The following is a 22,656-nucleotide window of genomic DNA, read 5'->3' as shown; positions in this document are numbered from 1 at the left end:
TCCGGACAACACGGGCGGGCCCATGTGCCTTGCCTGAAGAGCCGCGGTCCACCCGGTGACCGGGCCCGGCCCGCTCACCGTCGCGGCTTTACGAGACGTTGACCCCGAAGTCCAGGGCGATACCCCGCAGACCCGACGCGTACCCCTGTCCCACCGCCCGGAACTTCCATTCGCCCTGGTAGCGGTAGAGCTCACCGAAGATCATCGCGGTTTCCGTGGAGGCGTCCTCGGACAGGTCGTAACGGGCGAGTTCCTGGCCGTCCGCCTGATTGGCGACGCGGATGAACGCATTGCTGACCTGACCGAAAGTCTGACCGCGTTCGTCGGCCATGTGGATCGACACCGGAAAAACGATCTTGTCGCAGTGGACGGGCACCTTGGAGAGGTCCACGATGATCGACTCGTCGTCGCCCTCGCCCTCACCGGTGAGATTGTCGCCCGTGTGCTGCACCGAGCCGTCCGGGCTGGTGAGCTGGTTGTAGAAAACGAACCACTCGTCGCCCAGGACTCTTCCGTCCTTGCACAGCAGCGCGCTGGCGTCGAGGTCGAAAGGCGCTCCGGTGGTGGAACGCGCGTCCCAGCCGAGCCCGACCATCACCTGTGTGAGGTTCGGCGCGGCCTTGGACAGGGAGACGTTGCCCCCCTTGGCAAGCGTGACGCCCATGATGCTGGTCCTCCCCTAGGTCGTGCTTCTTCGGTTGTCCTGCGCGTCCGGCGCCGCCCGTAAACGGGACGGCGCCGGACGGAACGTCATGCCTTGCGATCGGGTCTCAGACGTTGACGCCGAAGTCCTGCGCGATGCCGCGCAGGCCCGAGGCGTACCCCTGGCCGATGGCGCGGAACTTCCACTCCGCGCCGTTGCGGTACAGCTCGCCGAAGACCATCGCGGTCTCCGTCGAGGCGTCCTCGGACAGGTCGTAACGGGCGATCTCCGCGCCGCCGGCCTGGTTCACCACGCGGATGAACGCGTTGCGGACCTGACCGAAGGACTGCTGGCGGTTCTCCGCCTCGTAGATCGAGACCGGGAAGACGATCTTGTCGACGTCGGCCGGGACGGTCGCCAGGTCGACCTTGATCGCCTCGTCGTCCCCCTCGCCCTCACCGGTGAGGTTGTCACCCGTGTGCTCCACCGAGCCGTCGGGGCTCTTGAGGTTGTTGAAGAAGACGAAGTTCGCGTCGTTGGCGACCTTGCCCGCCGTGTTCAGCAGCAGCGCGCTGGCGTCCAGGTCGAAGTCCGTACCGGTGGTGGTGCGCACGTCCCACCCCAGGCCGACGATGACCGCCGTCAGGCCGGGGGCCTCCTTCGTCAGCGAAACGTTGCCGCCCTTGCTGAGGCTGACTCCCACGAGTCCTCCATTGGTGTCCGGGGGCGGGGAGCCCCTGCGTGCTCTGGCATCGGATCAACGACTCGATCCTAGTGACGGGTTCCCGCACCTCGCAGTGCGTGGAACCGAACCGTCACAGGGTGTCGAGCGCCTTGACGTAGTCGTTCAGGTCCCGCGCGTCCGGCAGGGCGTTGACGACGGTCCAGCGCACGACGCCCGTCTTGTCGATGACGAAGGTGCCGCGCACCGCGCAGCCCTTGTCCTCGGCGAAGACGCCGTAGGCGCGCGAGACCTCGCCGTGCGGCCAGAAGTCGGACAGCAGCGGGTACTCCAGGCCCTCCTGCTCGGCGAAGACGCGCAGGGTGTGGATGGAGTCGTTGGAGACCGCGAGCAGCTGGGTGTCGCGGTCGGCGAACTGCGGCAGGTTGTCACGCAGCTCGCACAGCTCACCGGTGCAGACACCGGTGAAGGCGAACGGGTAGAAGAGCAGGACCACGTTCTTGCTGCCGAGGAAGTCGGAGAGCCTCACGGCGCTGCCGTGGTTGTCCTTGAGCTCGAAGTCGGGGGCCTTGTCGCCGACCTGGATCGCCATCGTCGTGCTTCCCTTTCGGTGGGCTGCTCGGGTGAGAGCGCTGACAACGCCGAGGACACTGAGAGCGCTGAGCCCAGCCTACGCATCGGGCACGACGAACCTGCGGACGGGCTGACCTTGACCGTCAGCCCGTCCGGGGGTGGGACGGGACCTACTTCTTGGTCTTGGCCGCCTTCGGGGTCAGCAGCCGACTGCCGATCCAGTCCTTGCCCACGCTGACGCTCTTGGAGGCCGACAGCCCCGCCGTCGTCGCGGCTTCCGAGATGTCGCTCGGCTCCACGTAGCCATCACGTCCGGTCTTCGGCGTGAGAAGCAGGATCGCGCCACCCTCTTCGATGTACGTGGTGGCGTCCACCAGCACATCGGTCAGGTCGCCGTCCTCGTCGCGGAACCACAGCACCACGGCATCGGCTACGTCGTCGTAGTCCTCGTCCACCAGGTCGCTGCCGACAACTTCTTCAATGGCCTCGCGGAGTTCCTGGTCTACGTCGTCGTCGTAGCCGATCTCCTGGACCACCTGCTCGGGCTGGAACCCCAGCCTGACGGCAGGGCTCGTCCGCTCCTCCGCGTGGTCCGCGGTCGCGCTCACGGGTTGCCTCCTGATCATGTCTTGGTGAATATCTCAGCCACGCGCGTGCGCGAAGCATTGGCCGTAGTCCACACGGGCGGGGCGGATCGCGCAAGTACCCGACGGTTCAGACCGCCGAAACGGTGACGATCCGGGCCGTGTCGCCCCAACTCCAGGCACGCCGCAGCAGCCGGAAGTGAACCACACCACACCCTTGTGCCCCCTTTGCCCCTTTGGGAATCAGGGGGAAGTGACACAGAACCGGGTTACCCCTCGGTAGAGATGACGTTTGTCGCACTGAGGTACACGATGGGGAACGGCGCAGACAGACCGAGAACCCGGGAAAGAACAGCAAAAGCAGCCCTCTGACAGGTAAGGACCAGCGTGGCTTCCGGATCCGATCGAAACCCGATCATCATTGGCGGCCTTCCGAGTCAGGTTCCTGACTTCGATCCCGAAGAGACCCAGGAGTGGCTCGACTCCCTGGACGCCGCCATCGACGAGCGCGGCCGGGAGCGTGCCCGGTACCTCATGCTCCGGCTGATCGAGCGGGCCCGCGAGAAGCGGGTGGCCGTGCCGGAGATGCGCAGCTCGGACTACGTCAACACCATCCCGACCAGGGCCGAGCCGTTCTTCCCGGGGAACGAGGAGATCGAGCGCAGGATCCTCAACGCGACCCGCTGGAACGCGGCCGTGATGGTCTCGCGCGCCCAGCGGCCGGGCATCGGCGTCGGCGGCCACATCGCCACCTTCGCCTCCTCCGCCTCGCTCTACGACGTCGGCTTCAACCACTTCTTCCGGGGCAAGGACGAGGGGGACGGCGGCGACCAGGTCTTCTTCCAGGGCCACGCCTCGCCGGGCATCTACGCACGCGCGTACCTGCTGGACCGCCTCAGCGAGCGCAACCTGGACGCGTTCCGCCAGGAGAGGTCGAGGGCGCCGTACGGGTTGTCCTCGTACCCGCATCCGCGGCTGATGCCGGACTTCTGGGAGTTCCCGACCGTGTCGATGGGCCTCGGCCCGATCGGCGCGATCTTCCAGGCCCGGATGAACCGCTACATGCACGCGCGCGGGATCGCCGACACCTCCAGGTCGCACGTGTGGGCGTTCCTCGGCGACGGCGAGATGGACGAGCCGGAGTCGCTCGGCCAGCTCACCATCGCCGCCCGCGAGGGCCTGGACAACCTGACGTTCGTGGTCAACTGCAACCTCCAGCGGCTCGACGGCCCGGTGCGCGGCAACGGCAAGGTCATCCAGGAGCTGGAGTCGGTCTTCCGGGGCGCCGGCTGGAACGTGATCAAGCTGATCTGGGACCGGACCTGGGACCCGCTGCTCGCCCAGGACCGCGACGGCATCCTGGTCAACAGGATGAACACGACTCCGGACGGCCAGTTCCAGACGTACGCCACCGAGTCGGGCGGGTACATCCGCGACCACTTCTTCGGCGACGACCAGCGGCTGCGCGCCATGGTCGAGCACATGACCGACGATCAGATCCTGCACCTGGGCCGCGGCGGTCACGACCACAAGAAGATCTACGCCGCGTTCAAGGCCGCCGTCGAGCACCGGGACCAGCCCACGGTCATCCTCGCCAAGACCGTCAAGGGCTGGACGCTGGGCCCGAACTTCGAGGGCCGCAACGCCACGCACCAGATGAAGAAGCTGACGGTCGCCGACCTCAAGGGCTTCCGCGACCGGCTGCACCTGCCGATCTCCGACCAGGAGCTGGAGTCCGGCCTGCCGCCGTACTACCACCCGGGCCGCGACTCGGAGGAGATCCAGTACATGCACGACCGGCGCAAGGGACTCGGCGGGTACGTGCCGACCCGGGTGGTGCGCGCCGAGCCGCTGACCCTGCCGGACGACAAGACGTACGCGACCGTGAAGAAGGGCTCCGGCCAGCAGTCGATCGCCACCACCATGGCGTTCGTGCGACTGCTGAAGGACCTGATGCGGGACAAGGAGATCGGCAGGCGTTTCGTGCTGATCGCGCCGGACGAGTACCGCACGTTCGGCATGGACTCCTTCTTCCCGAGCGCGAAGATCTACAACCCGCTCGGCCAGCAGTACGAGTCCGTCGACCGCGACCTGCTGCTCGCCTACAAGGAGTCGCCCACCGGGCAGATGCTGCACGACGGCATCTCCGAGGCGGGCTGCACGGCCTCCCTGATCGCGGCCGGCTCGGCCTACGCGACCCACGGCGAGCCGCTCATCCCGGTCTACGTCTTCTACTCGATGTTCGGCTTCCAGCGCACCGGCGACCAGTTCTGGCAGATGGCCGACCAGCTGGCGCGCGGATTCGTCCTGGGCGCGACCGCCGGACGTACGACCCTGACCGGGGAGGGACTCCAGCACGCGGACGGCCACTCGCAGCTGCTGGCCTCGACGAACCCCGGCTGTGTCGCCTACGACCCGGCCTACGGGTACGAGATCGCGCACATCGTGCAGGACGGCCTGCGCCGGATGTACGGCCCCGACAGCGAGAACGTCTTCTACTACCTCACCGTCTACAACGAGCCGATCCAGCACCCGGCGGAGCCCGCGGACGTCGACGTGGACGGCATCCTCAAGGGCATCCACCGGATCGCCGCCGGCACCTCGGGCACGGTCCCGGCGCAGATCATCGCCTCGGGCGTGGCGGTGCCCTGGGCCCTGGAGGCGCAGCGGATGCTGGCCGAGGAGTGGAACGTGCGCGCCGACGTCTGGTCGGCGACCTCCTTCAACGAACTGCGGCGCGAGGCCGTGGAGGTCGAGCGGCACAACCTGCTGCACCCGGAGGAGGACCAGCGGGTGCCGTACGTGACGCGGAAGCTGAGCACGGCCGAGGGGCCGTTCGTGGCGGTCTCCGACTGGATGCGTTCGGTCCCGGACCAGATCTCCCGCTGGGTGCCGGGGACCTACCAGTCGCTGGGCGCGGACGGGTTCGGGTTCGCCGACACCCGGGGCGCGGCACGCCGGTTCTTCCACATCGACGCGCCGTCGATCGTGGTCGCGGTGCTGACCGAGCTGGCGCGCGAGGGCAGGGTCGACCGTTCGGTCCTGAAGCAGGCCGTCGACCGGTACCAGTTGCTCGACGTGGCGGCGGCGGATCCGGGGACGGCCGGGGGCGACGCGTGACACCGCGCGCCTGAGCGCACGTCAGGGCGGTGGGGCCGATCGGTCCCGCCGCCCTTATGCGTTCCTTACGATGCGCTCATGCAGGAACAATCGGGACAGGCCCGCTGGGAGCAGCGCACCCAGCGGCCGCTGCTGGCCCTCGCCGTGGTGTTCGCCCTCGCCTATGCCGTGCCGATCGTGGACAGCTCCGCCGGGCACGCGCTGACGGTCGCGTGCACGGTGACCGAGTGGACGGTGTGGGGGGCGTTCGCCGCGGACTATCTGGTGCGCCTGGCGATGTCCGGGCACCGGCGGGAGTTCGTCCGTACGCACTGGCTGGACCTGGGCGCGGTGGTGCTGCCGATCCTTCAGCCACTGCGGCTGCTGCGGCTGGTGGCGACCCTGATGCTGGTGGGCCGGCGGGCGCGGATGGCCTCCCAGATCCGGCTGACGACCTATGTGGGCGGGGCGGTCGTCGGGCTGCTGATGTTCGGTTCGCTGGCCGTGCTGTCGGTGGAGCGGGACTCGCCCAACGGGAACATCCGAACGCTGGGTGACGCCGTGTGGTGGTCCTTCACGACGATGACGACCGTCGGGTACGGGGACCACGCGCCGACGACCGGGATGGGCCGGGTGCTCGCCGTCGGGCTGATGCTGTCCGGGATCGCCCTGCTGGGTGTGGTCACCGCGAACATCGCCGCGTGGTTCATCGCCCGGTTCGAGAAGGACGACGTGGAGGAGCGGCGCCGGACGGAGGCGATCGAGCGGCTGACGGAGGAGGTCCGGGCGCTGCGCGCGGAGGTCGCGGCGCTGTCGCGGGCGGCGGCCGTACGGGAGCCGGTCGGCGGGGAACAGACGCGCTGAACCCTGGAAGTCCGGGGAAAGGGTCGGTCACGCCGGGCGCGGCATCCCGGGGAGCGAACGACCGGCGTCGCCACCGGAGTCCGGCGTCGGCGGCGGAGGACCGGCGTCGCGCCGGAGGGGCGGACGCGCACCCGCGTTCGCGGGTGCCGCCGCGCCCGCCCTCCGGCGCGTCCGGTCTCACCGCAGGGGCGGCTAGACGCCGCCCGCGAGCCACATGATCGCCATGAGGGTGTCTATGGCACCCAGCACCAGGGCGACCAGGGCCGGGATCGGCCGGGCGCCGGACCAGGTACGGCCCATGGCGAGCCAGCCGCAGACGACCGCCGCGGGACCCAGGATGATCCCCAGGGTGAAGAAGCCCGCGATCGCGCAGATGACTCCGATGATTGCCAGGGTCGCACGGTCCGGCCCGCTCCGCGGTCCCATCCGGCCGCGTGAGCGGGGGTATCCGCGTGTTCGCTGTCCGAAGCCCGCCATCATCAACTCCCAGAACCCCGGGATCTGTTGGATGTGCATCGGGGTTCGGAGGTGCGGGTACCCCCGATCGGGCCGCCAAGTCATGGGCCCGCGGGCCGTCGGACCGGGGCTCGCGGGCCTCGGCGCGCTGCCCCCCTCCGGCAGCGCGCCGCAGCCCGGCCGCCTCCTTGCCGTACGGACATGCCTGTGGAACATGCCGTACCGGAGGACTTGACCCACTGTGACGTGCGGCGCCTGCCGGTGGACAGGATTCTCTGGCGTTGTCACCCTCATAGGGGAATTACGGTGAAAACGCCGCCAGATTCCCGTCAGATGTGAGCTGCTCCCATGCCCGCTTCGGCGTTCTCACCGCGCTTGGTGAGGAAGGCGACGAAGACCGCCACCACCGCGACACCGGCGGCGACGAGGGACGCCAGGCCCATACCGGAGATGAAGGTGTCGTGCGCGACGTCCGTGATCTTCGCGACGATCGCCGCCGGGGTGCCCGGGGCCACCGGCGCCACGCCGACCTGGACCGCCTCGGAGGCCTGGTCCAGCTGCGCGGAGGTGAGCGGCGGCAGGCCCGCGGCCGTCCAGTTGCCGGGCAGGTCGCTGTCCACCTTGGACGCCATGACCGCGCCGAGGACGGCCGTGCCGAGGCTGCCGCCGATCTGCATCGCCGCCTGCTGGAGGCCGCCGGCGACACCGGAGAGCTCCATCGGGGCGTTGCCGACGATGACCTCGGTGGCGCCGACCATGACCGGCGCGAGGCCGAGGCCCAGCAGGGCGAACCAGACCGACATGACACCGCTGCCGGTGTCCGTCTCCAGCGTGGACATGCCGTACATGGCGATCGCGGTGGCCGCCATGCCGCCCGCCAGCGGGACGCGCGGGCCCAGCTTGGTGATCGCCAGGCCGGCCAGCGGCGAGCCGACGATCATCATGCCGGTCAGCGGCAGCAGGTGCAGGCCGGCGTCGATCGGGCTCATGCCGTGCACGTTCTGGAGGTAGAACGTCACGAAGAACAGGCCGCCCATGAAGGCGATGGCCATCAGGACCATCAGGACCACGCCCGCCGACAGCGGGACCGAACGGAACAGCGCCAGCGGGATCAGGGGCTCGGAGACCTTCGTCTCCCAGAAGCCGAACGCCGCGAAGAGCACGGCGGAGCCGACGACGAAGGCCCACGTCTTGCCGTCGCCCCAGCCCCAGGCCGGAGCCTTGATCAGGGCCCAGACCAGGCAGAACATCGCGCCGGAGAGCAGCACGATGCCCAGGAGGTCGAAGGAGCGCGGGGCGTTCTCGGCCCGGTGGTCGAGCAGGATCAGGCTGCCCAGGACGAGGGCCAGGACGCCGACCGGCACGTTGATGAAGAACACCGACTGCCAGCTGACGTGCTCGACGAGCACACCGCCGAGGATCGGGCCGCCGGCGGTGGAGGCGCCGATGACCATGCCCCAGATGCCGATGGCCATGTTGAGCTTCTCGGCCGGGAAGGTGGCCCGCAGCAGGCCCAGCGCGGCCGGCATCAGCAGCGCGCCGAACAGACCCTGGAAGACGCGGAAGGTGACGACGAGCGCGATGCTGTCGGACAGGCCGATGGCGCCCGAGGCGGCGGCGAAGCCGACGACGCCGATGAGGAAGGTCTGCCGGTGGCCGAAGCGGTCGCCGAGCTTGCCCGCGGTGATCAGGGAGACCGCGAGGGCGAGGAAGTAGCCGTTGGTGATCCACTGGACCTGGGCGAAGGTGGCGCCGAGGTCCTTCTGGATCGCCGGGTTGGCGATGGCCACGATGGTGCCGTCGAGGGCCACCATCATGACGCCGACGGCGACGGTTATGAGGGTGAGCCACGGGTGCCCGCGCAGTCCGGTGGCCTCCGGGCCCGGACCGGACGGGGCGGCGGCCGGCGCCTTGTCCCCCGGCCCCGTCGTGTCGATGGTGGTCTGACTAGTCATGCCTTCGAGGCTAGTGACAGCCACTGACAATTGACAAACCAGTTCACAAGTCGGTAACTGTCACGCCGCGTACCGAACAGGCAGGAGAGACCCCATGGACACCGCGCCACCGCCCGGACTGCGCGAGCGCAAGAAGCAGCGCACCCGGGAGGCGCTGCTGCGGGCCGCCCTCGACCTGTTCACCGGCCGCGGTTACGAGCAGACCACCGTCGACGACATCGCCGAGGCCGTCGAGGTCTCGCAGCGCACCTTCTTCCGCCACTTCGCCGGCAAGGAGGACGCCGCGTTCGCCGTCCAGGAGATGGCGGAGGCGCACTTCGTCGCGTCGGTGGCGGCGCGTCCGCCGGGCGAGGCTCCCATGGAGGCCCTGCGCAACGCGCTGCTGGACGACTGGGACCGGCTCAGCGAGGCGATCGAGGCCGTCGTACCGGTCGAGCTGTACGTACGGATGTACCGGACGATCGAGTCGACGCCCGCCCTGCTCGCCGCCCATCTGCGCCGCTCGGCGGAGACGGAGGAGCGCATCGCGCGCGTGCTGGCCGAGCGCGAGGGACTCGACCTGGACACCGATCCGCGGCCCCGCCTCGCGGTGGCCGTCTTCGGCGGGGTGATCCGGGTGACGGAACGCCAGTGGAGCACCGGCGAGGACTTCAGCCCGCGGGCGATCCGGGAGCTGACGGCCCGCTACCTCGACCAGGTCGGCGTGGCCCTCACCGGACACTGGCGCGCGCCCGCCGATCCCGCCTGAGAACGGGCCGGGACCTCGCTCCGGCGGTGCCCGAAGTCCCCCGGGACCATCGACACTCACATCGAAACGTGATCCCTGTCACTCGGTTAACGCGTGGCCCTCTCGTTCTCCTAGGGTGTCCTCCCAGTGACTTCCTTCGGCACCTCCCCGCAACTCAACGTCTGGCGCGCGCTGCTCGCTCTGGCCGTCGTGTTCGTGATGCTGGCGACCACCGGCTGGACGGCTCTGCGCCAGCAACGGGAGACGACCGCCCTCCAGGCCTCGCTGACGGCCTGGCAGCACGGCAGCATCGGCGGACACCGGCTGCCCGACCCGCACTCGGCCCCCGCCCGGCTGTCCCGGTTCTTCGCCTCGCTCACCCCGGGGCAGCGCAACGCGCTCGCGACCGGCTACCCGCTCGCGGTCGGCAACATGAACGGGGCCCCGGCCCGGCTGCGCTACCGCGCCAACCGGGTCGCGCTCGGACAGGCCCGCGAGGTCGAGCGGGCGCGCATGCACGACAGCCGGCTCAGCCCGGCGGGGCAGCAGGAGGCGGGGCGCAGGATGCACCGCTTCGAGTCGATGATGAGCGGCGGCCGCAAGATCCTCGCCTTCGACCCGGAGAGCTCCGGCCGCGCCGCCGAGGTGTTCGGGGATCTCACCGCGGCCGAGCGGATCTCGGTCGTCGTCCCCGGCGTCGACACCGACCTGCTCACCTTCCAGCGCACCAACCGCAGGTACTCGGCGCCGGTCGGCATGGCCAAGTCCCTCTACGCCGCCGAGCGGGCCGTGCGCCCCGCGGTCCGTACCGCCGTGATCGCCTGGGCCGACTACACCGCCCCCGCCGGACTCGGCATCGACTCGGCCACCGCGATGCGCGCCGAGGACGGCGCCGTCCGGCTGAACGCGCTGCTGCGCGCGCTGCCCGGCGACGCGCCGGTCGCCATGTTCTGCCACAGCTACGGCTCCGTGCTGTGCGGGGTCGCCGCGCGCGACATGCCCCGCCGGGTGGTCGACATAGCCGTGGCCGCCAGCCCCGGCATGCGGGTGCCGAGCGTCGACCGTCTGGGCACCTCCGCCCGGGTGTGGGCGATGCGGGACGCGAGCGACTGGGTACAGGACGTGCCGCACCTGGAGGTCGGGGGCCTCGGCCACGGCGCCGACCCGGTCTCCCCCGCGTTCGGCGCCCGGGTGCTGTCGGCGCGTGACGCGCAGGGGCACAGCGGCTATTTCGAGCCGGGCACGGACAGCCTGCGCAACCTCGCCGACATCGGCACGGGCGCGTACCGGTCGGTCCGGTGCGCCCAGCAGGACAAGGGGTGCCGGGCGGGCCTGCCCGGCAAGGCGACGGCAGAACGCGCGTAGAGACGCAGAAATCGCGGTCTGCCCGGGGAGGCGACGGAGGAGCTCGTGCCGCATACGATGAGCCGTATGGGTGACGTACTGGCCGGATTTCATGCCGCCTGGGAGTTCGAGTCCGACTCCGTGCTCATCCGCTACGAACGGGGGATCCGTACACCGAAGCTCTTCCAGGCGCTGGGTGAACGGCGCGTCCCGCTCGCGGCGATCGAGGCGGTGACCCTCACCCCCGGCAGACGCGGCACGGTCGTGCTGCGGGCCGAGCCCCGGCCGGGCGCCGACCCGCTGATGGAGGCGGCCGACGGGCAGCTCAAGGAGGGGGCCGACCCCTACCGGCTGGTGCTGCCGGCCGAGCGCGAGACGCTCGCCGAGTACTACGCCGACGAACTGCGCGCCCTGCTCACCGAGTCCGGCCCGGCCGAGCGCCATCTGGTGCCCGCCCCCGAGGCGCCCCGGCAGTTCAAGGCGTACGACGCGAAGGCGTCCTTCGACGGCCGGACGGTGAACTTCCGCTGGTTCTGGACGGGCGCGTCCTCGGCCAAGTGGAAGGCCGGCGACCAGAGTTTCCCGGTCACCGGCCTCGCCGGGGTCGAGTGGCGCTCCCCCGAGGTCCTCGAGGGGCATCTGCGACTGCTGCTGCGGGACCCGGCCGAGCAGCAGGCCGCGCAGGCGGACCAGGACCCGGCGGCGGTGGTGTTCGGCCTGGGGTACGGACCGGTGCACGAGTCGCTGCCGTTCGCCGCGGCCGTGCTGGCCGCGGTGCGCGCCGGCGGGACGGCGGCCGCGCCGGCCGTACCCGCGGCCGCGCTCACCGTCCCGGCGCCGCGCCGCGATCCCGCCGACCTCGCCGAGCGGATCCGTCATCTCGGCGAGCTGCACCGGGCCGGGCTGCTGACGGACGAGGAGTTCTCGGTGAAGAAGGCGGAGCTGCTCGCGGAGTTCTGACGCTCCCGGCCGGGACGGTCAGCCCGCCCGCTCCGCGGCGTGGACGTGCCCGGCGTCCGCGTAGAAGGAGATCTTCCGGTCGAGCACCGCGAGCGTGTCGTGGAGCTCGGCGATCCGGGCCAGGACGTCGTGCCGGGTGGCCACCAGCAGGTCGCGCCGCTCCTCGTAGGTGTTCTCGCCCTCGCGCACCAGCTCCGCGTACCGGACCATGTCGGCGACCGGCATGCCCGTCAGCCGCAGCTTGCCGACCAGGCCGAGCCAGTCCAGGTCCCGGTTGTTGTAGCGGCGCTGACCGGTGTGCGACCGGTCGATGTGGGACATCAGGCCGATCCGCTCGTACCAGCGCAGGGTGTGCGCGCTCAGCCCGGTGAACGCGACGACCTCACTGATGGTGTAGCTGTCCCGGCCGTCGGGGCGCGGATGCGGTGGCGGCGGGGCGGAGCAGCTGTCTGCGGAGGCGGGGGCTTGCTCGGCGGCCGCGGGCGTCGTCTGCATCACCGTCATGACCTCCACGCTATGACCTTCGAGCGCACTCCAGGCAAGCCACGCCGTGAAGAAGCCGGCGGGCGTGGCGTGATCGGGCCGGCCGGCGCCCCGGCGCGGCACGGCACGCGGCGGACGGTGATCGGGCCGGCGGGGGGTGTCGCGAGCCCGGGCTCGGGTCCGCTTAGGCTCGACGTCATGTCTGCACAGAGCTTGGCGTTGATCGAGAACTGGCCGGTTCCCACCGCTGCGGCGGGTGTCGTACGGGCCGACGGCACGGTCCTGGGGACCCACGGTCCCGTCGGGCGGCGTTTCCCGCTGGCCTCGGTCACCAAGCCGCTCGCCGCCTACGCCGCGCTCGTCGCGTACGAGGAGGGGGCGATCGAGTTCGACGAGCCGGCCGGCCCCGCGGGGTCGACGGTCCGTCATCTGCTCGCCCACGCCTCGGGGCTGGCGTTCGACGAGCACCGGGTGATGTCGGCGCCCGGGGAGCGGCGGCTGTACTCCAACGCGGGCTTCGAGGTGCTCGGGGAGCACATCGCGAAGGCCACGGACATCCCGTTCGCCGAGTATCTGCGGCAGGCGGTGCTGGAGCCGCTCGGCATGACGGACACCGGCCTCGACGGCTCACCGGCGAAGGACGGGGTGTCGACGGTGGCGGACCTGCTGCGCTTCGCCGCGGAGGTGCAGGCGCCGCGGCTGCTGGATCCGCGTACCGTCGCCGAGGCGATGACCGTGCAGTACCCGGGCACCAAGGGCGTCCTGCCGGGCTACGGTCACCAGAACCCCAACGACTGGGGCCTCGGCTTCGAGATCCGGGACGGCAAGTCGCCGCACTGGACGGGCGCCTCGTCCTCGCCGCGGACGTTCGGGCACTTCGGGCAGTCGGGTACGTTCCTGTGGATCGACCCGGACGCGGGGATCGCGTGCGTCGCCCTGACCGACCGCGCCTTCGGGCCCTGGGCCGTCGAGGCGTGGCCCCCCTTCACCGACGCGGTGCTCGCCGAACTCGCCCGCTGACCCGCGGGGTCCGGGCGGGGCGCAGAGGCGGCGGGCCGGTCAGGCCGCCGCCATCTCCCAGAGCAGCAGTTCCGCCGCCGTCACCCCCACCGCCTCCAGGTCCTTCGCGTCGGTGATCCGCGCCGCGTCCCCCGCCGCCAGCTCCGCGCCGTCCAGCCGTACCGCGCCGCGGACGACATGGACGTACACCTGGGCCGCGTCCGGTACCGCCGTCCGCTCCCCCGCGGCCAGCCGCCGCACGTGCAGCATCGCGGCCGCCTCCGGGACCGCGTACGGGGTGGAGTCGGCGATGCCCCGGACGATCTCGTAGACCGGGTCGCCGCCCGGCTCGCGCGGGGCCAGCCACATCTGGACGAAGGTCAGCGGTGCGGCGGCGTCGTTGCGCTCCACGTGCCGGACACCGGACGCCGCGCTCAGCCGCTGGACGTCCCCGGCGCGCACCACCGTCTCGCGGCCGAGGGAGTCGCGGTGGGTCAGCTCGCCCTCGACCACCCACGTCACGATCTCCGTGTGACTGTGCGGGTGCTCGTCGAAGCCGGCGCCCGGGGCGAGGCGCTCCTCGTTGCAGGCGATCACCGCGCCGAAACGGAGGTTGCCGGGGTCGTAGTGGGGGCCGAAGGAGAAGGCGTGCCGGGAGTCGATCCCGGCCCGCGGATCCCCTCCGCGGTAGCGCTCGCCCGCGCGCCGTACGTCCATCACGACCACCACGGTAGCCCCGCGGAGGACCCGCCGCGGACCGCGCGCGCGACCCGGCGGCACACGTCGGCGTCCCGATAAGGCAGTCTTGTCCCGTGCCCGAACCCGAAACCAGCAAGTCCCCCACCGCAGCGCACGACGCCCAGACGCACGCCGCGACCCTGAAGCGGCTGGAGAAGTCCGCCGGGACCCTCGCCGTCCAGGCCATCGCCCGGATGGACGAGACGCTGCCGTGGTATCGGGCGATGCCCCCGGAGAACCGCTCCTGGATCGGGCTCGTCGCGCAGGCCGGTATCGCCGCCTTCACCGAGTGGTTCCGGCATCCCGACGCCCCCCAGGCCATCTCCACCGACGTGTTCGGGACCGCGCCGCGCGAGCTGACCCGGGCCATCACCCTGCGCCAGACCGTCGAGATGGTGCGCACCACCATCGAGGTCATGGAGAGCGCGATCGACGAGGTCGCGGCCCCGGGGGACGAGCGCGTGCTGCGCGAGGCGCTGCTCGTCTACGCCCGTGAGATCGCCTTCGCCACCGCCCAGGTCTACGCCCAGGCCGCCGAGGCACGCGGTGCCTGGGACGCGCGTCTGGAGTCGCTCGTCGTCAACGCCGTGCTCAGCGGGGAGGCCGACGAGGGCGCGGTGAGCAGGGCCGCCGCGCTGGGCTGGAACGCGCCGGAACACGTGTGCGTGGTGCTGGGCACCGCCCCGGACGGCGACTCCGAACTGACCGTGGAGGCCATCCGGCGGGCCGCCCGGCACGCCAAGCTCCAGGTGCTCACCGGGGTGCTGGGCAGCCGGCTCGTGGTGATCGCCGGCGGCAGCGACAACCCCCTCGCGGTGGCCAAGTCGCTGATCGGGCCGTTCGCGCAGGGGCCGGTGGTGGCCGGTCCCGTCGTCCCCGACCTGCTGGCCGGCACCCGGTCCGCGCAGGCCGCCGCGGCGGGGCTGAAGGCGTGTTCCGCCTGGCAGGACGCCCCGCGTCCGGTGCTGGCGGACGATCTGCTCCCGGAGCGCGCGATCGCCGGCGATCCCGGCGCGCGCGAGCAGTTGGTGGAGGAGATCTACAGACCGCTGGAGGAAGCCGGGTCCGCGCTGCTGGAGACGCTCAGCGTCTACCTGGAGCAGGCGAGCAGCCTGGAGGGTGCCGCCCGGATGCTGTTCGTGCACCCCAACACCGTGCGCTACCGGCTCCGACGTGTGACGGACGTCACCGGCTGGTCGCCATCCGATGTACGATCCGCGTTCACACTGAGGATCGCGCTGATCCTGGGGCGTCTGGTCGATGGAGATCCCCAGACCTAGGTTTGTCGAAGGCCTACAAAACCCCCTGCTGTTCTTCGTCCCTGTCCCCACGGGCGGCCGCGGCCGTCCCCAAGAGAGAGTGTGAGAGTGCTCGTACTCGTCGCTCCCGGCCAGGGCGCTCAGACGCCCGGCTTCCTGACCCCCTGGCTCGAACTGCCCGGTGCCGCCGACCGCCTCGCCGCGTGGTCGGACGCCATCGGGCTGGACCTCGTCCACTACGGCACGCAGGCCGACGCGGACGCGATCCGGGACACGGCTGTCGCGCAGCCGCTCCTGGTCGCCGCCGGACTGCTGTCCGCCTCGGCACTCGGTGCCGTCACGGACCTCGCCCCGGGCGCGGTCGCGGGCCACAGCGTCGGCGAGATCACCGCCGCGGCCTTCGCGGGCGTCCTCGACGACACCACCGCGCTGAGCCTCGTGCGCAAGCGCGGCCTGGCCATGGCCGAGGCCGCCGCGATCACCGAGACCGGCATGTCGGCGCTGCTCGGCGGCGAACCCGAGGTGACCGTCCCGCACCTGGAGAAGCTGGGCCTGACCGCGGCCAACGTCAACGGCGCGGGCCAGATCGTGGCCGCGGGCACGCTGGAGCAGCTCGCGGCGCTGGAGGCCGACAAGCCCGAGGGCGTGCGCCGGGTCGTCGCGCTGAAGGTGGCCGGCGCCTTCCACACGCACCACATGGGTCCCGCGGTCGAGAAGCTGGCCGAGGCCGCGAAGGAGCTCGTGCCCGCCGACCCGAAGGTCGTGTACGTCTCCAACAAGGACGGGCGGACCGTCGCCACCGGCGACGAGGTCGTCGCCCGGCTGGTCGGCCAGGTCGCCAACCCGGTCCGCTGGGACCTGTGCATGGAGACCTTCAAGGAGCTCGGCGCGACGGCGCTGATCGAGGTGTGCCCCGGCGGCACGCTGACCGGTCTGGCCAAGCGCGCGCTGCCCGGCGTCACGACGCTGGCCCTGAAGACCCCCGACGACCTGGACGCGGCTCGCGAACTCATCGCCGAGCATGCCTGACGACCCGAGGAGCCGACCGATCATGTCGAAGATCAAGCCCAGCAAGGGCGCCCCGTACGCGCGCATCCTCGGCGTGGGCGGCTACCGTCCCACCCGGATCGTGCCGAACGAGGTGATCCTCGAGACGATCGACTCGTCCGACGAGTGGATCCGCTCGCGCTCCGGCATCGAGACGCGGCACTGGGCGAGCGACGAGGAGACCGTCGCCGCGATGTCGGTCGAGGCCTCCGGCAAGGCGATCGCCGACGCCGGGATCTCCGCCGAGCAGATCGGCGCCGTCGTCGTCTCGACCGTCTCGCACTTCAAGCAGACCCCGGCCGTCGCCACCGAGATCGCCCACAAGCTGGGCACCGCCAAGGCGGCCGCCTTCGACATCTCGGCGGGCTGCGCGGGCTTCGGCTACGGCCTGACCCTCGCCAAGGGCATGATCGTCGAGGGTTCGGCGGAGTACGTCCTGGTCATCGGGGTCGAGCGGCTGTCCGACCTGACCGACCTGGAGGACCGGGCCACGGCCTTCCTGTTCGGTGACGGCGCGGGCGCGGTCGTCGTGGGCCCCTCCAAGGAGCCGGCCATCGGCCCGACCGTCTGGGGCTCGGAGGGCGACAAGTCCGAGACCATCAAGCAGACCGTGCCGTGGACGGACTACCGCAACGGCGAGGTCGAGAAGTTCCCCGCGATCACCCAGGAAGGCCAGGCGGTGTTCCGCTGGGCCGTGTTCGAGATGGCGAAGGTCGCCCAGCAGGCGCTGGAGGCGGCCGGGATCACCTCGGACGAACTGGACGTCTTCATCCCGCACCAGGCCAACGAGCGGATCATCGACTCGATGGTGAAGACACTCAAGCTGCCGGGGACCGTCACGGTCGCGCGTGACGTGCGCACCACCGGCAACACCTCGGCCGCCTCGATCCCGCTCGCGATGGAGCGGCTCCTGGCGACCGGCGAGGCGAAGAGCGGCGACACCGCGCTCGTCATCGGCTTCGGGGCGGGTCTCGTGTACGCCGCGACGGTCGTTACCCTCCCCTAGGCACTCCGTGCCGGATCATGCATCCGGTACGGGAAACGCACCACCCGCCGCGCTCGCGGTGGGAGCCACACCCTCTGGAACATCTACGAAGGAGCGCCGACATGGCCGCCACTCAGGAAGAGATCGTCGCCGGTCTCGCGGAGATCGTGAACGAGATCGCCGGGATCCCGGTTGAGGACGTCCAGCTGGACAAGTCCTTCACCGACGACCTGGACGTCGACTCGCTGTCCATGGTCGAGGTCGTCGTCGCCGCCGAAGAGCGCTTCGACGTCAAGATCCCCGACGAGGACGTCAAGAACCTCAAGACCGTCGGTGACGCGACCGAATACATCCTCAAGCACCAGGCCTGAGCAACCCCTTAGGCCGGGAGCTGCCGGCCCCGCCACCCGGCGGTGGCGCCGCTGAATCCTCGTATCCGTTGGAGAAAGAATTCCCGTGAGCCCGACCAATCGCACCGTGGTCGTCACCGGTATCGGCGCAACCACACCGCTGGGTGGCGACGCAGCCTCTACCTGGGAGGGCCTGATCGCCGGTCGTTCCGGCGTCAAGCCCCTGGAGAAGGAGTGGGCGGCCGACCAGGCCGTCCGTATCGCGGCCCCGGTCGCCGTGGAGCCCACCGAGGTCATCCCGCGGCCGCAGGCCCGCCGTCTGGACCGTTCGGCGCAGTTCGCGCTGATCGCGGCCCAGGAGGCCTGGGCCGACGCCGGCTTCACCGCTCGCGCGGGTGAGGACGGCGCGGTCGACCCCGACCGTCTCGGGACCGTCATCGCCTCCGGCATCGGCGGTGTGACGACCCTCCTCGACCAGTACGACGTGCTCAAGGAGAAGGGCGTCCGCCGCGTCTCCCCGCACACCGTGCCGATGCTCATGCCGAACGGCCCGTCCGCCAACGTGGGTCTGCTCGTGGGCGCCCGCGCGGGTGTGCACACGCCGGTCTCCGCCTGCGCGTCGGGCGCCGAGGCCATCGGTTACGCCATCGAGATGATCCGTACCGGCCGTGCCGACGTCGTCGTCGCCGGTGGCACGGAGGCGGCGATCCACCCGCTGCCCATCGCCGCGTTCGGCAACATGATGGCGATGTCCAAGAACAACGACGACCCGCAGGGCGCCTCGCGCCCCTACGACGTCGACCGCGACGGCTTCGTCCTCGGCGAGGGCGCCGGCGTGATCGTCCTGGAGTCGGCCGAGCACGCCGCCAAGCGCGGTGCCCGGGTGTACGCGGAGGCGGTCGGCCAGGGCATCTCCGCCGACGGCCACGACATCGTGCAGCCGGAGCCGGAGGGCCGCGGCATCTCGCACGCCCTCCAGCACCTGCTGGACAGCACGGACCTGGACCCGGCGGAGATCGTGCACGTGAACGCGCACGCCACCTCCACGCCGGCCGGTGACATCGCCGAACTGAAGGCGCTGCGCAAGGTCTTCGGCGACGACACGGACCACATGGCCGTCTCGGCGACCAAGTCGATGACCGGTCACCTGCTCGGTGGCGCGGGCGGTGTCGAGTCCGTCGCGGCCATCCTCGCCCTGTACCACCGGGTGGCGCCGCCGACCATCAACGTGGAGAACCTCGACCCGGAGGCGGCGGCCAACGCCGACATCGTCCGCGGCGAGGCGCGCAAGCTCCCCGTCGACGGCCGGATCGCCGCGCTGAACGACTCGTTCGGCTTCGGCGGCCACAACGTGGTGCTGGCCTTCCGCACGATCTGAGCTCACCGTCCTCGCCGATGACTTCGAGGACCTCCGACGGCCCGTCCCCCGTGCTCCGGCGCGGGCGACGGGCCGCGGTCCGTTCCGGGACGGGCCGCGCGGGGGCGGGTCCGGAGCGGGGCGCGGATGCGGCCCGTCGTGCGCGTGCCGCCTCGGGAAGCCGCGGGACGGGTGCGCTGCCGCCCTCGTGCCATGCCGCGGGACGGGTGCGTCGCGGCCCCCGCGCCATGCCGCGCGACGGGCCCGTGCCAGGCTCGCGTGAGGCGTGCGCGACGGACGTGCACGACGACGTGCGCGATGGACGTACGTGACGACGTGCGCGACGGACGTGCACGACGACGTGCGCGATGGACGTACGTGACGACGTGCGCGACGGACGTTACGTGACGGCGTTCGCGGCGGACGTCACGTGACGGCATACCCGGCGGGTGTGCGGGCGTGCGGACGGGGGCCGCGTCGGCGGCTGGGCGCGGTGGCGGATCGGGCCGGGCCGCGGGTCAGACCACCTGGTGCAGCCAGCGCACCGGGGCGCCCTCGCCCGCGTACCGGAACGGCTCCAACTCGTCGTCCCAGGGCTTGCCGAGCAGCTTGGCGAGTTCGGCCTCCAGGTCGGTCTCGCCGCGCTGGGAGCGCTGGAGGGCGGCGCGCAGCCGGTCCTCGGGGATGAGGATGTCGCCGTGCATCCCGGTGACCGCGTGGTAGATGCCGAGGTCGGGGGTGCAGCTGTAGCGCTCGCCCTCGGCGGTGGGGCAGGGCTCGGCGGTGACCTCGAAGCGCAGCATCTGCCAACCGCGCAGGGCGGAGGCGAGCTTGGACGCGGTGCCGACCTCGCCCTGCCAGGAGAACTCCGAGCGCCAGGTGCCCGGCGCGGCGGGCTGCCGGATCCAGTCGAGGTTGACGCGCGTACCGAGCACCCCGGCGACGGCCCACTCGACATGCGGGCACAGCGCGCGCGGCGCGGAGTGCACGTACAGAACTCCACGTGTCGTCACCGGGACCTCCGGGCAGAGCGGGACATCTTGCTACTGGGGCCATGCTCAGTGGCGCGTCGGCCACGTTGATGGCGAGGCTACCGTGCGGCGACGCAAGGAGTGTGACGTACCGTCGGTCCCGGTACCCACAATCGCCTGCCATTCACCCAGGGGGACGCTTGTACGCGGTACGGCGTTGCACCGGACCGGGCGGGAACCCCCGCACGTTGTGATGGAGGGGGAGGACGTACGGGACGACCGAGGGGATGGCCGAGGATGCGGAAGCGGAGCAGCCGGCTGCGAGCCGTCGTCGCCGTCGTGGCGGCGGCCGTCCTGGGTGCCGGGGGGTGCGACGCGGCCGGCGGCGACCCGCCGGGTTCGGGCGGGGCGCAGGGTCGGGCGAAGCCGTCGCCCACCCCGGTGTGGGACCGCAGCCCGGACTCGGTGGCGGCGGTCGGTGACTCCATCACCCGCGGCTTCGACGCCTGCGCGGTCCTGTCGGACTGTCCTGAGGTGTCGTGGGCGACGGGCAGCTCGGCGAGGGTCGACAGCCTCGCCGTACGGCTGCTGGGGGCGGCGGGCGCGGCCGGGCACAGCTGGAACTACGCGGTGACCGGGTCCCGGATGGCGGACCTGCCCGCGCAGGTCGAGCGGGCGGCGGCGCGGCGGCCGCAGCTGATGACGGTGATGGCGGGGGCCAATGACGCCTGCCGGTCCACCGTTTCGAGCATGACGCCGGTCGCGGACTTCCGGGCGGACTTCGAGGACGCGCTGCGCATCCTGCGCGAGGAGCTGCCGAAGACGCAGGTGTACGTGGCGAGCGTGCCGAACCTGAAGCGACTGTGGTCGCAGGGGCGTTCCAACCCGCTCGGCAAGCAGATCTGGCGGCTCGGCATCTGCCCGTCCATGCTGGGCGACGCGGACGCGCTGGACGCGGCGGCGACGGCCCGGCGCGACACGGTGCAGCAGCGGGTGGAGGCGTACAACAGGGTGCTGGAGGAGGTGTGCGCGAAGGACGACCGGTGCCGCTTCGACCGGAACGCGGTCTACGACTACCACTTCGGCACGGACCAGCTCAGCCACTGGGACTGGTTCCACCCGAGCACGGACGGGCAGGCGCGGCTCGCGGAGATCGCCTACCGCACCGTCACGGCACGGGAACCGTGACCTAGGGTTTCCCACATGAGCGAACTTTTCGGCACACTTCCCGACGGCACCCCGGTCCATGTCTGGACCCTGGAACGGGCCGGGACCCGGGTCCGGATCCTGTCGTACGGCGGGATCGTGCAGTCCCTGGAGGTCCCCGACCGGGACGGGCGCCCCGGGGACGTGGTGCTGGGGTTCGCCGACCTGGCCGGCTATCTGGCGCACCCGGGACCGTATCTCGGCGCGCTGGTCGGCCGGTACGCCAACCGGATCGCGGGCGGCCGTTTCCCGCTGGGCGAGCTCACCTACGCGCTGGAGCCCAACAACCCGCCGAACTCGCTGCACGGCGGTGAGCGCGGCTTCGACAAGCGGGTGTGGGACGTGACGCCGGTCGAGCACGGGGTGCGGCTGAGCCGGGTCAGCCCGCACGGCGAGGAGGGCTTCCCGGGCCGGCTGGAGGTCTCGGCGACGTACGCCCTGGAGGCGTCCGGGGCGCTGCGGATCTCCTACGAGGCCACCACGGACGAGCCGACCGTGGTCAACCTCACCAACCACAGCTACTTCGACCTGGGCGGCGGGGCCGGGAGCACCGGCGGACACGAGCTGCGGATCGACGCCTCGCGCTACACGCCGGTCGACGCGGACCTGATCCCGACCGGTGTGCTGGAGGACGTGACGGGCACCCGGTTCGACTTCCGCACGGCCCGCAAGGTGGGCACCGGCTACGACCACAACTTCGTCCTGGACAAGGGGGTGACGCCGGCCGTCGAGGAGGTGGCCGAGCTGCACGACCCGGGGTCCGGGCGGGTGCTGACGGTGGCGACGACCGAGCCGGGGATGCAGCTGTACACCGCGGACCACCTTCAGGCCCCGTTCGCGCCCGGCGACGGGGTCGCGCTGGAGACGCAGCACTTCCCGGACTCCCCGAACCGTCCGGAGTTCCCGAGCACCGAGCTGCGGCCGGGCTCGGTGTACCGCTCGGCGACGGTGTACGCGTTCTCGACCCGCTGACCGGTCCCGGGAAGTGAATGAGCCCCGGTCCGGAGGTCAGGTCACCGGACCGGGGCTGCTTCGGGGGGCGCCGGAGCCCCTGGGCCCGGAGGGCCCGGGACGTAGGCGCCCGGATCAGACGTTAACCGTCGTGCTCGCTCCGCGGTCGGCGATCGAGCGGACGAGGCGAAGTTCGTACTAACCCTTCACAAATACCCACCAGCTCGCCTTCTATCCCAAATCTCGAGAGAACCGCTGCGGAATCTCCGTCGCGACCGCGGTCCTCCCGCCCGGCACGGCCTCGGCACCCGGGAAACCGGCAGGTCGGCGGGGCGGCGGGGCGGCGGGAGGGGCCCTGCCCGGCTCGTCGTGCGCCGGCGCACGACGAGGCGCCCCTGCGCGGACGGTCCACGCGGCGGCGGG

General features: G+C 71.4%; 22 protein-coding genes. 13 read left to right on the top strand and 9 right to left on the bottom strand.

The genetic code is table 11. The features are described from left to right. Positions 1-88: 88 nt before the first annotated feature. The 4 genes from ACZ60B_RS34300 to ACZ60B_RS34285 all read right to left on the bottom strand — a co-directional run bounded on the left by ACZ60B_RS34300 (position 89) and on the right by ACZ60B_RS34285 (position 2,506). Positions 89-664, bottom strand: a complete 576-nt coding sequence (locus ACZ60B_RS34300; protein ID WP_469394053.1) for a TerD family protein — start codon at positions 662-664, stop codon at positions 89-91. 106 nt (positions 665-770) lie between these two features. After that, complete coding sequence (locus ACZ60B_RS34295; RefSeq protein WP_469394051.1) at positions 771-1,346, bottom strand: TerD family protein; 576 nt, start codon at positions 1,344-1,346, stop codon at positions 771-773. A 112-nt stretch (positions 1,347-1,458) separates the two neighbouring features. After that, positions 1,459-1,917 carry a peroxiredoxin gene (locus tag ACZ60B_RS34290; protein ID WP_469394049.1) on the bottom strand — a complete coding sequence of 153 codons (459 nt, stop codon included), beginning with the start codon at positions 1,915-1,917 and terminating at the stop codon, positions 1,459-1,461. Between the two features lie 151 nt (positions 1,918-2,068). Then, the gene (locus ACZ60B_RS34285) at positions 2,069-2,506 is read right to left on the bottom strand and encodes a DUF3052 family protein (protein WP_162468281.1); all 438 of its coding nucleotides are present in this window, start codon (positions 2,504-2,506) and stop codon (positions 2,069-2,071) included. A 363-nt stretch (positions 2,507-2,869) separates the two neighbouring features. Here ACZ60B_RS34285 and aceE point away from each other — a divergent pair, with 363 nt between their 5' ends. Together aceE and ACZ60B_RS34275 are read left to right on the top strand one after the other, a co-directional pair. Then, positions 2,870-5,602: a pyruvate dehydrogenase (acetyl-transferring), homodimeric type gene (aceE, locus tag ACZ60B_RS34280; RefSeq protein WP_469394047.1), complete on the top strand. Its 2,733-nt coding sequence runs from the start codon at positions 2,870-2,872 to the stop codon at positions 5,600-5,602. Positions 5,603-5,680: 78 nt separating this feature from the next. Further along, positions 5,681-6,445: a potassium channel family protein gene (locus ACZ60B_RS34275; RefSeq protein WP_469394045.1), complete on the top strand. Its 765-nt coding sequence runs from the start codon at positions 5,681-5,683 to the stop codon at positions 6,443-6,445. Between the two features lie 192 nt (positions 6,446-6,637). Here the strand turns inward: ACZ60B_RS34275 and ACZ60B_RS34270 are convergent, their stop codons facing one another. Both ACZ60B_RS34270 and ACZ60B_RS34265 read right to left on the bottom strand, forming a co-directional pair. After that, positions 6,638-6,925 (bottom strand): small hydrophobic protein, encoded by a 288-nt coding sequence (locus tag ACZ60B_RS34270; protein WP_469394118.1) that lies wholly within the window; start codon positions 6,923-6,925, stop codon positions 6,638-6,640. Positions 6,926-7,230: 305 nt separating this feature from the next. Further along, on the bottom strand, positions 7,231-8,856 hold the full coding sequence (locus ACZ60B_RS34265) for an MFS transporter (protein WP_469394043.1): 1,626 nt from the start codon (positions 8,854-8,856) through the stop codon (positions 7,231-7,233). A 94-nt stretch (positions 8,857-8,950) separates the two neighbouring features. Between ACZ60B_RS34265 and ACZ60B_RS34260 the strand changes: the two genes are divergently transcribed. The 3 genes from ACZ60B_RS34260 to ACZ60B_RS34250 all read left to right on the top strand — a co-directional run bounded on the left by ACZ60B_RS34260 (position 8,951) and on the right by ACZ60B_RS34250 (position 11,887). After that, positions 8,951-9,604 (top strand): TetR/AcrR family transcriptional regulator, encoded by a 654-nt coding sequence (locus ACZ60B_RS34260; RefSeq protein WP_469394041.1) that lies wholly within the window; start codon positions 8,951-8,953, stop codon positions 9,602-9,604. A gap of 126 nt (positions 9,605-9,730) precedes the next feature. Then, entirely contained in the window at positions 9,731-10,948 is a 1,218-nt protein-coding gene (locus ACZ60B_RS34255) for an alpha/beta hydrolase (protein ID WP_469394039.1), read from the top strand. Between the two features lie 66 nt (positions 10,949-11,014). Beyond that, entirely contained in the window at positions 11,015-11,887 is an 873-nt protein-coding gene (locus ACZ60B_RS34250; protein WP_469394037.1) for a DUF4429 domain-containing protein, read from the top strand. An 18-nt stretch (positions 11,888-11,905) separates the two neighbouring features. On the opposite strand, the gene ACZ60B_RS34245 is transcribed toward ACZ60B_RS34250, so the two are convergent. After that, positions 11,906-12,391, bottom strand: a complete 486-nt coding sequence (locus ACZ60B_RS34245) for a MerR family transcriptional regulator (RefSeq protein WP_469394035.1) — start codon at positions 12,389-12,391, stop codon at positions 11,906-11,908. A gap of 177 nt (positions 12,392-12,568) precedes the next feature. Here ACZ60B_RS34245 and ACZ60B_RS34240 point away from each other — a divergent pair, with 177 nt between their 5' ends. Further along, positions 12,569-13,390, top strand: coding sequence for a serine hydrolase domain-containing protein (locus tag ACZ60B_RS34240; RefSeq protein WP_469394033.1), 822 nt, complete (start codon positions 12,569-12,571; stop codon positions 13,388-13,390). 39 nt (positions 13,391-13,429) lie between these two features. Here the strand turns inward: ACZ60B_RS34240 and ACZ60B_RS34235 are convergent, their stop codons facing one another. After that, entirely contained in the window at positions 13,430-14,086 is a 657-nt protein-coding gene (locus tag ACZ60B_RS34235) for a pirin family protein (RefSeq protein WP_469394115.1), read from the bottom strand. A 95-nt stretch (positions 14,087-14,181) separates the two neighbouring features. Between ACZ60B_RS34235 and ACZ60B_RS34230 the strand changes: the two genes are divergently transcribed. The 5 genes from ACZ60B_RS34230 to ACZ60B_RS34210 all read left to right on the top strand — a co-directional run bounded on the left by ACZ60B_RS34230 (position 14,182) and on the right by ACZ60B_RS34210 (position 19,126). Then, complete coding sequence (locus ACZ60B_RS34230) at positions 14,182-15,387, top strand: PucR family transcriptional regulator (protein ID WP_469394031.1); 1,206 nt, start codon at positions 14,182-14,184, stop codon at positions 15,385-15,387. A gap of 87 nt (positions 15,388-15,474) precedes the next feature. Continuing rightward, a complete protein-coding gene (locus tag ACZ60B_RS34225; RefSeq protein ID WP_469394029.1) occupies positions 15,475-16,395 on the top strand; it encodes an ACP S-malonyltransferase in 921 nt (306 codons plus the stop codon). A 22-nt stretch (positions 16,396-16,417) separates the two neighbouring features. After that, positions 16,418-17,419: a beta-ketoacyl-ACP synthase 3 gene (locus ACZ60B_RS34220; protein ID WP_469394027.1), complete on the top strand. Its 1,002-nt coding sequence runs from the start codon at positions 16,418-16,420 to the stop codon at positions 17,417-17,419. A 101-nt stretch (positions 17,420-17,520) separates the two neighbouring features. Next, positions 17,521-17,769: an acyl carrier protein gene (locus tag ACZ60B_RS34215; RefSeq protein WP_029384719.1), complete on the top strand. Its 249-nt coding sequence runs from the start codon at positions 17,521-17,523 to the stop codon at positions 17,767-17,769. 85 nt (positions 17,770-17,854) lie between these two features. Then, entirely contained in the window at positions 17,855-19,126 is a 1,272-nt protein-coding gene (locus ACZ60B_RS34210; RefSeq protein WP_469394025.1) for a beta-ketoacyl-[acyl-carrier-protein] synthase family protein, read from the top strand. Positions 19,127-19,623: 497 nt separating this feature from the next. Here the strand turns inward: ACZ60B_RS34210 and ACZ60B_RS34205 are convergent, their stop codons facing one another. Further along, on the bottom strand, positions 19,624-20,118 hold the full coding sequence (locus ACZ60B_RS34205) for a DUF3145 family protein (RefSeq protein ID WP_162468288.1): 495 nt from the start codon (positions 20,116-20,118) through the stop codon (positions 19,624-19,626). A 255-nt stretch (positions 20,119-20,373) separates the two neighbouring features. Between ACZ60B_RS34205 and ACZ60B_RS34200 the strand changes: the two genes are divergently transcribed. Together ACZ60B_RS34200 and ACZ60B_RS34195 are read left to right on the top strand one after the other, a co-directional pair. Then, positions 20,374-21,264 carry an SGNH/GDSL hydrolase family protein gene (locus tag ACZ60B_RS34200; RefSeq protein ID WP_469394022.1) on the top strand — a complete coding sequence of 297 codons (891 nt, stop codon included), beginning with the start codon at positions 20,374-20,376 and terminating at the stop codon, positions 21,262-21,264. Between the two features lie 15 nt (positions 21,265-21,279). Then, positions 21,280-22,254: an aldose epimerase family protein gene (locus ACZ60B_RS34195; protein ID WP_469394020.1), complete on the top strand. Its 975-nt coding sequence runs from the start codon at positions 21,280-21,282 to the stop codon at positions 22,252-22,254. Positions 22,255-22,656: the final 402 nt, after the last annotated feature.

This window comes from Streptomyces sp. NPDC104096 (genome assembly GCF_055584385.1).
This window is presented reverse-complemented; position numbering and strand designations above follow the sequence as displayed.

Excerpts from the sequence above, each read along its gene's own strand:
- ACZ60B_RS34300 (WP_469394053.1), bottom strand. The coding sequence starts at position 664 with ATGGGCGTCACGCTTGCCAAGGGGGGCAACGTCTCCCTGTCCAAGGCC.
- ACZ60B_RS34290 (WP_469394049.1), bottom strand. The coding sequence starts at position 1,917 with ATGGCGATCCAGGTCGGCGACAAGGCCCCCGACTTCGAGCTCAAGGAC.
- ACZ60B_RS34275 (WP_469394045.1), top strand. The coding sequence starts at position 5,681 with ATGCAGGAACAATCGGGACAGGCCCGCTGGGAGCAGCGCACCCAGCGG.
- ACZ60B_RS34270 (WP_469394118.1), bottom strand. The coding sequence starts at position 6,925 with ATGATGGCGGGCTTCGGACAGCGAACACGCGGATACCCCCGCTCACGC.
- ACZ60B_RS34265 (WP_469394043.1), bottom strand. The coding sequence starts at position 8,856 with ATGACTAGTCAGACCACCATCGACACGACGGGGCCGGGGGACAAGGCG.
- ACZ60B_RS34260 (WP_469394041.1), top strand. The coding sequence starts at position 8,951 with ATGGACACCGCGCCACCGCCCGGACTGCGCGAGCGCAAGAAGCAGCGC.
- ACZ60B_RS34250 (WP_469394037.1), top strand. The coding sequence starts at position 11,015 with ATGGGTGACGTACTGGCCGGATTTCATGCCGCCTGGGAGTTCGAGTCC.
- ACZ60B_RS34245 (WP_469394035.1), bottom strand. The coding sequence starts at position 12,391 with ATGACGGTGATGCAGACGACGCCCGCGGCCGCCGAGCAAGCCCCCGCC.
- ACZ60B_RS34240 (WP_469394033.1), top strand. The coding sequence starts at position 12,569 with ATGTCTGCACAGAGCTTGGCGTTGATCGAGAACTGGCCGGTTCCCACC.
- ACZ60B_RS34235 (WP_469394115.1), bottom strand. The coding sequence starts at position 14,086 with ATGGACGTACGGCGCGCGGGCGAGCGCTACCGCGGAGGGGATCCGCGG.
- ACZ60B_RS34220 (WP_469394027.1), top strand. The coding sequence starts at position 16,418 with ATGTCGAAGATCAAGCCCAGCAAGGGCGCCCCGTACGCGCGCATCCTC.
- ACZ60B_RS34215 (WP_029384719.1), top strand. The coding sequence starts at position 17,521 with ATGGCCGCCACTCAGGAAGAGATCGTCGCCGGTCTCGCGGAGATCGTG.
- ACZ60B_RS34200 (WP_469394022.1), top strand. The coding sequence starts at position 20,374 with ATGCGGAAGCGGAGCAGCCGGCTGCGAGCCGTCGTCGCCGTCGTGGCG.
- ACZ60B_RS34195 (WP_469394020.1), top strand. The coding sequence starts at position 21,280 with ATGAGCGAACTTTTCGGCACACTTCCCGACGGCACCCCGGTCCATGTC.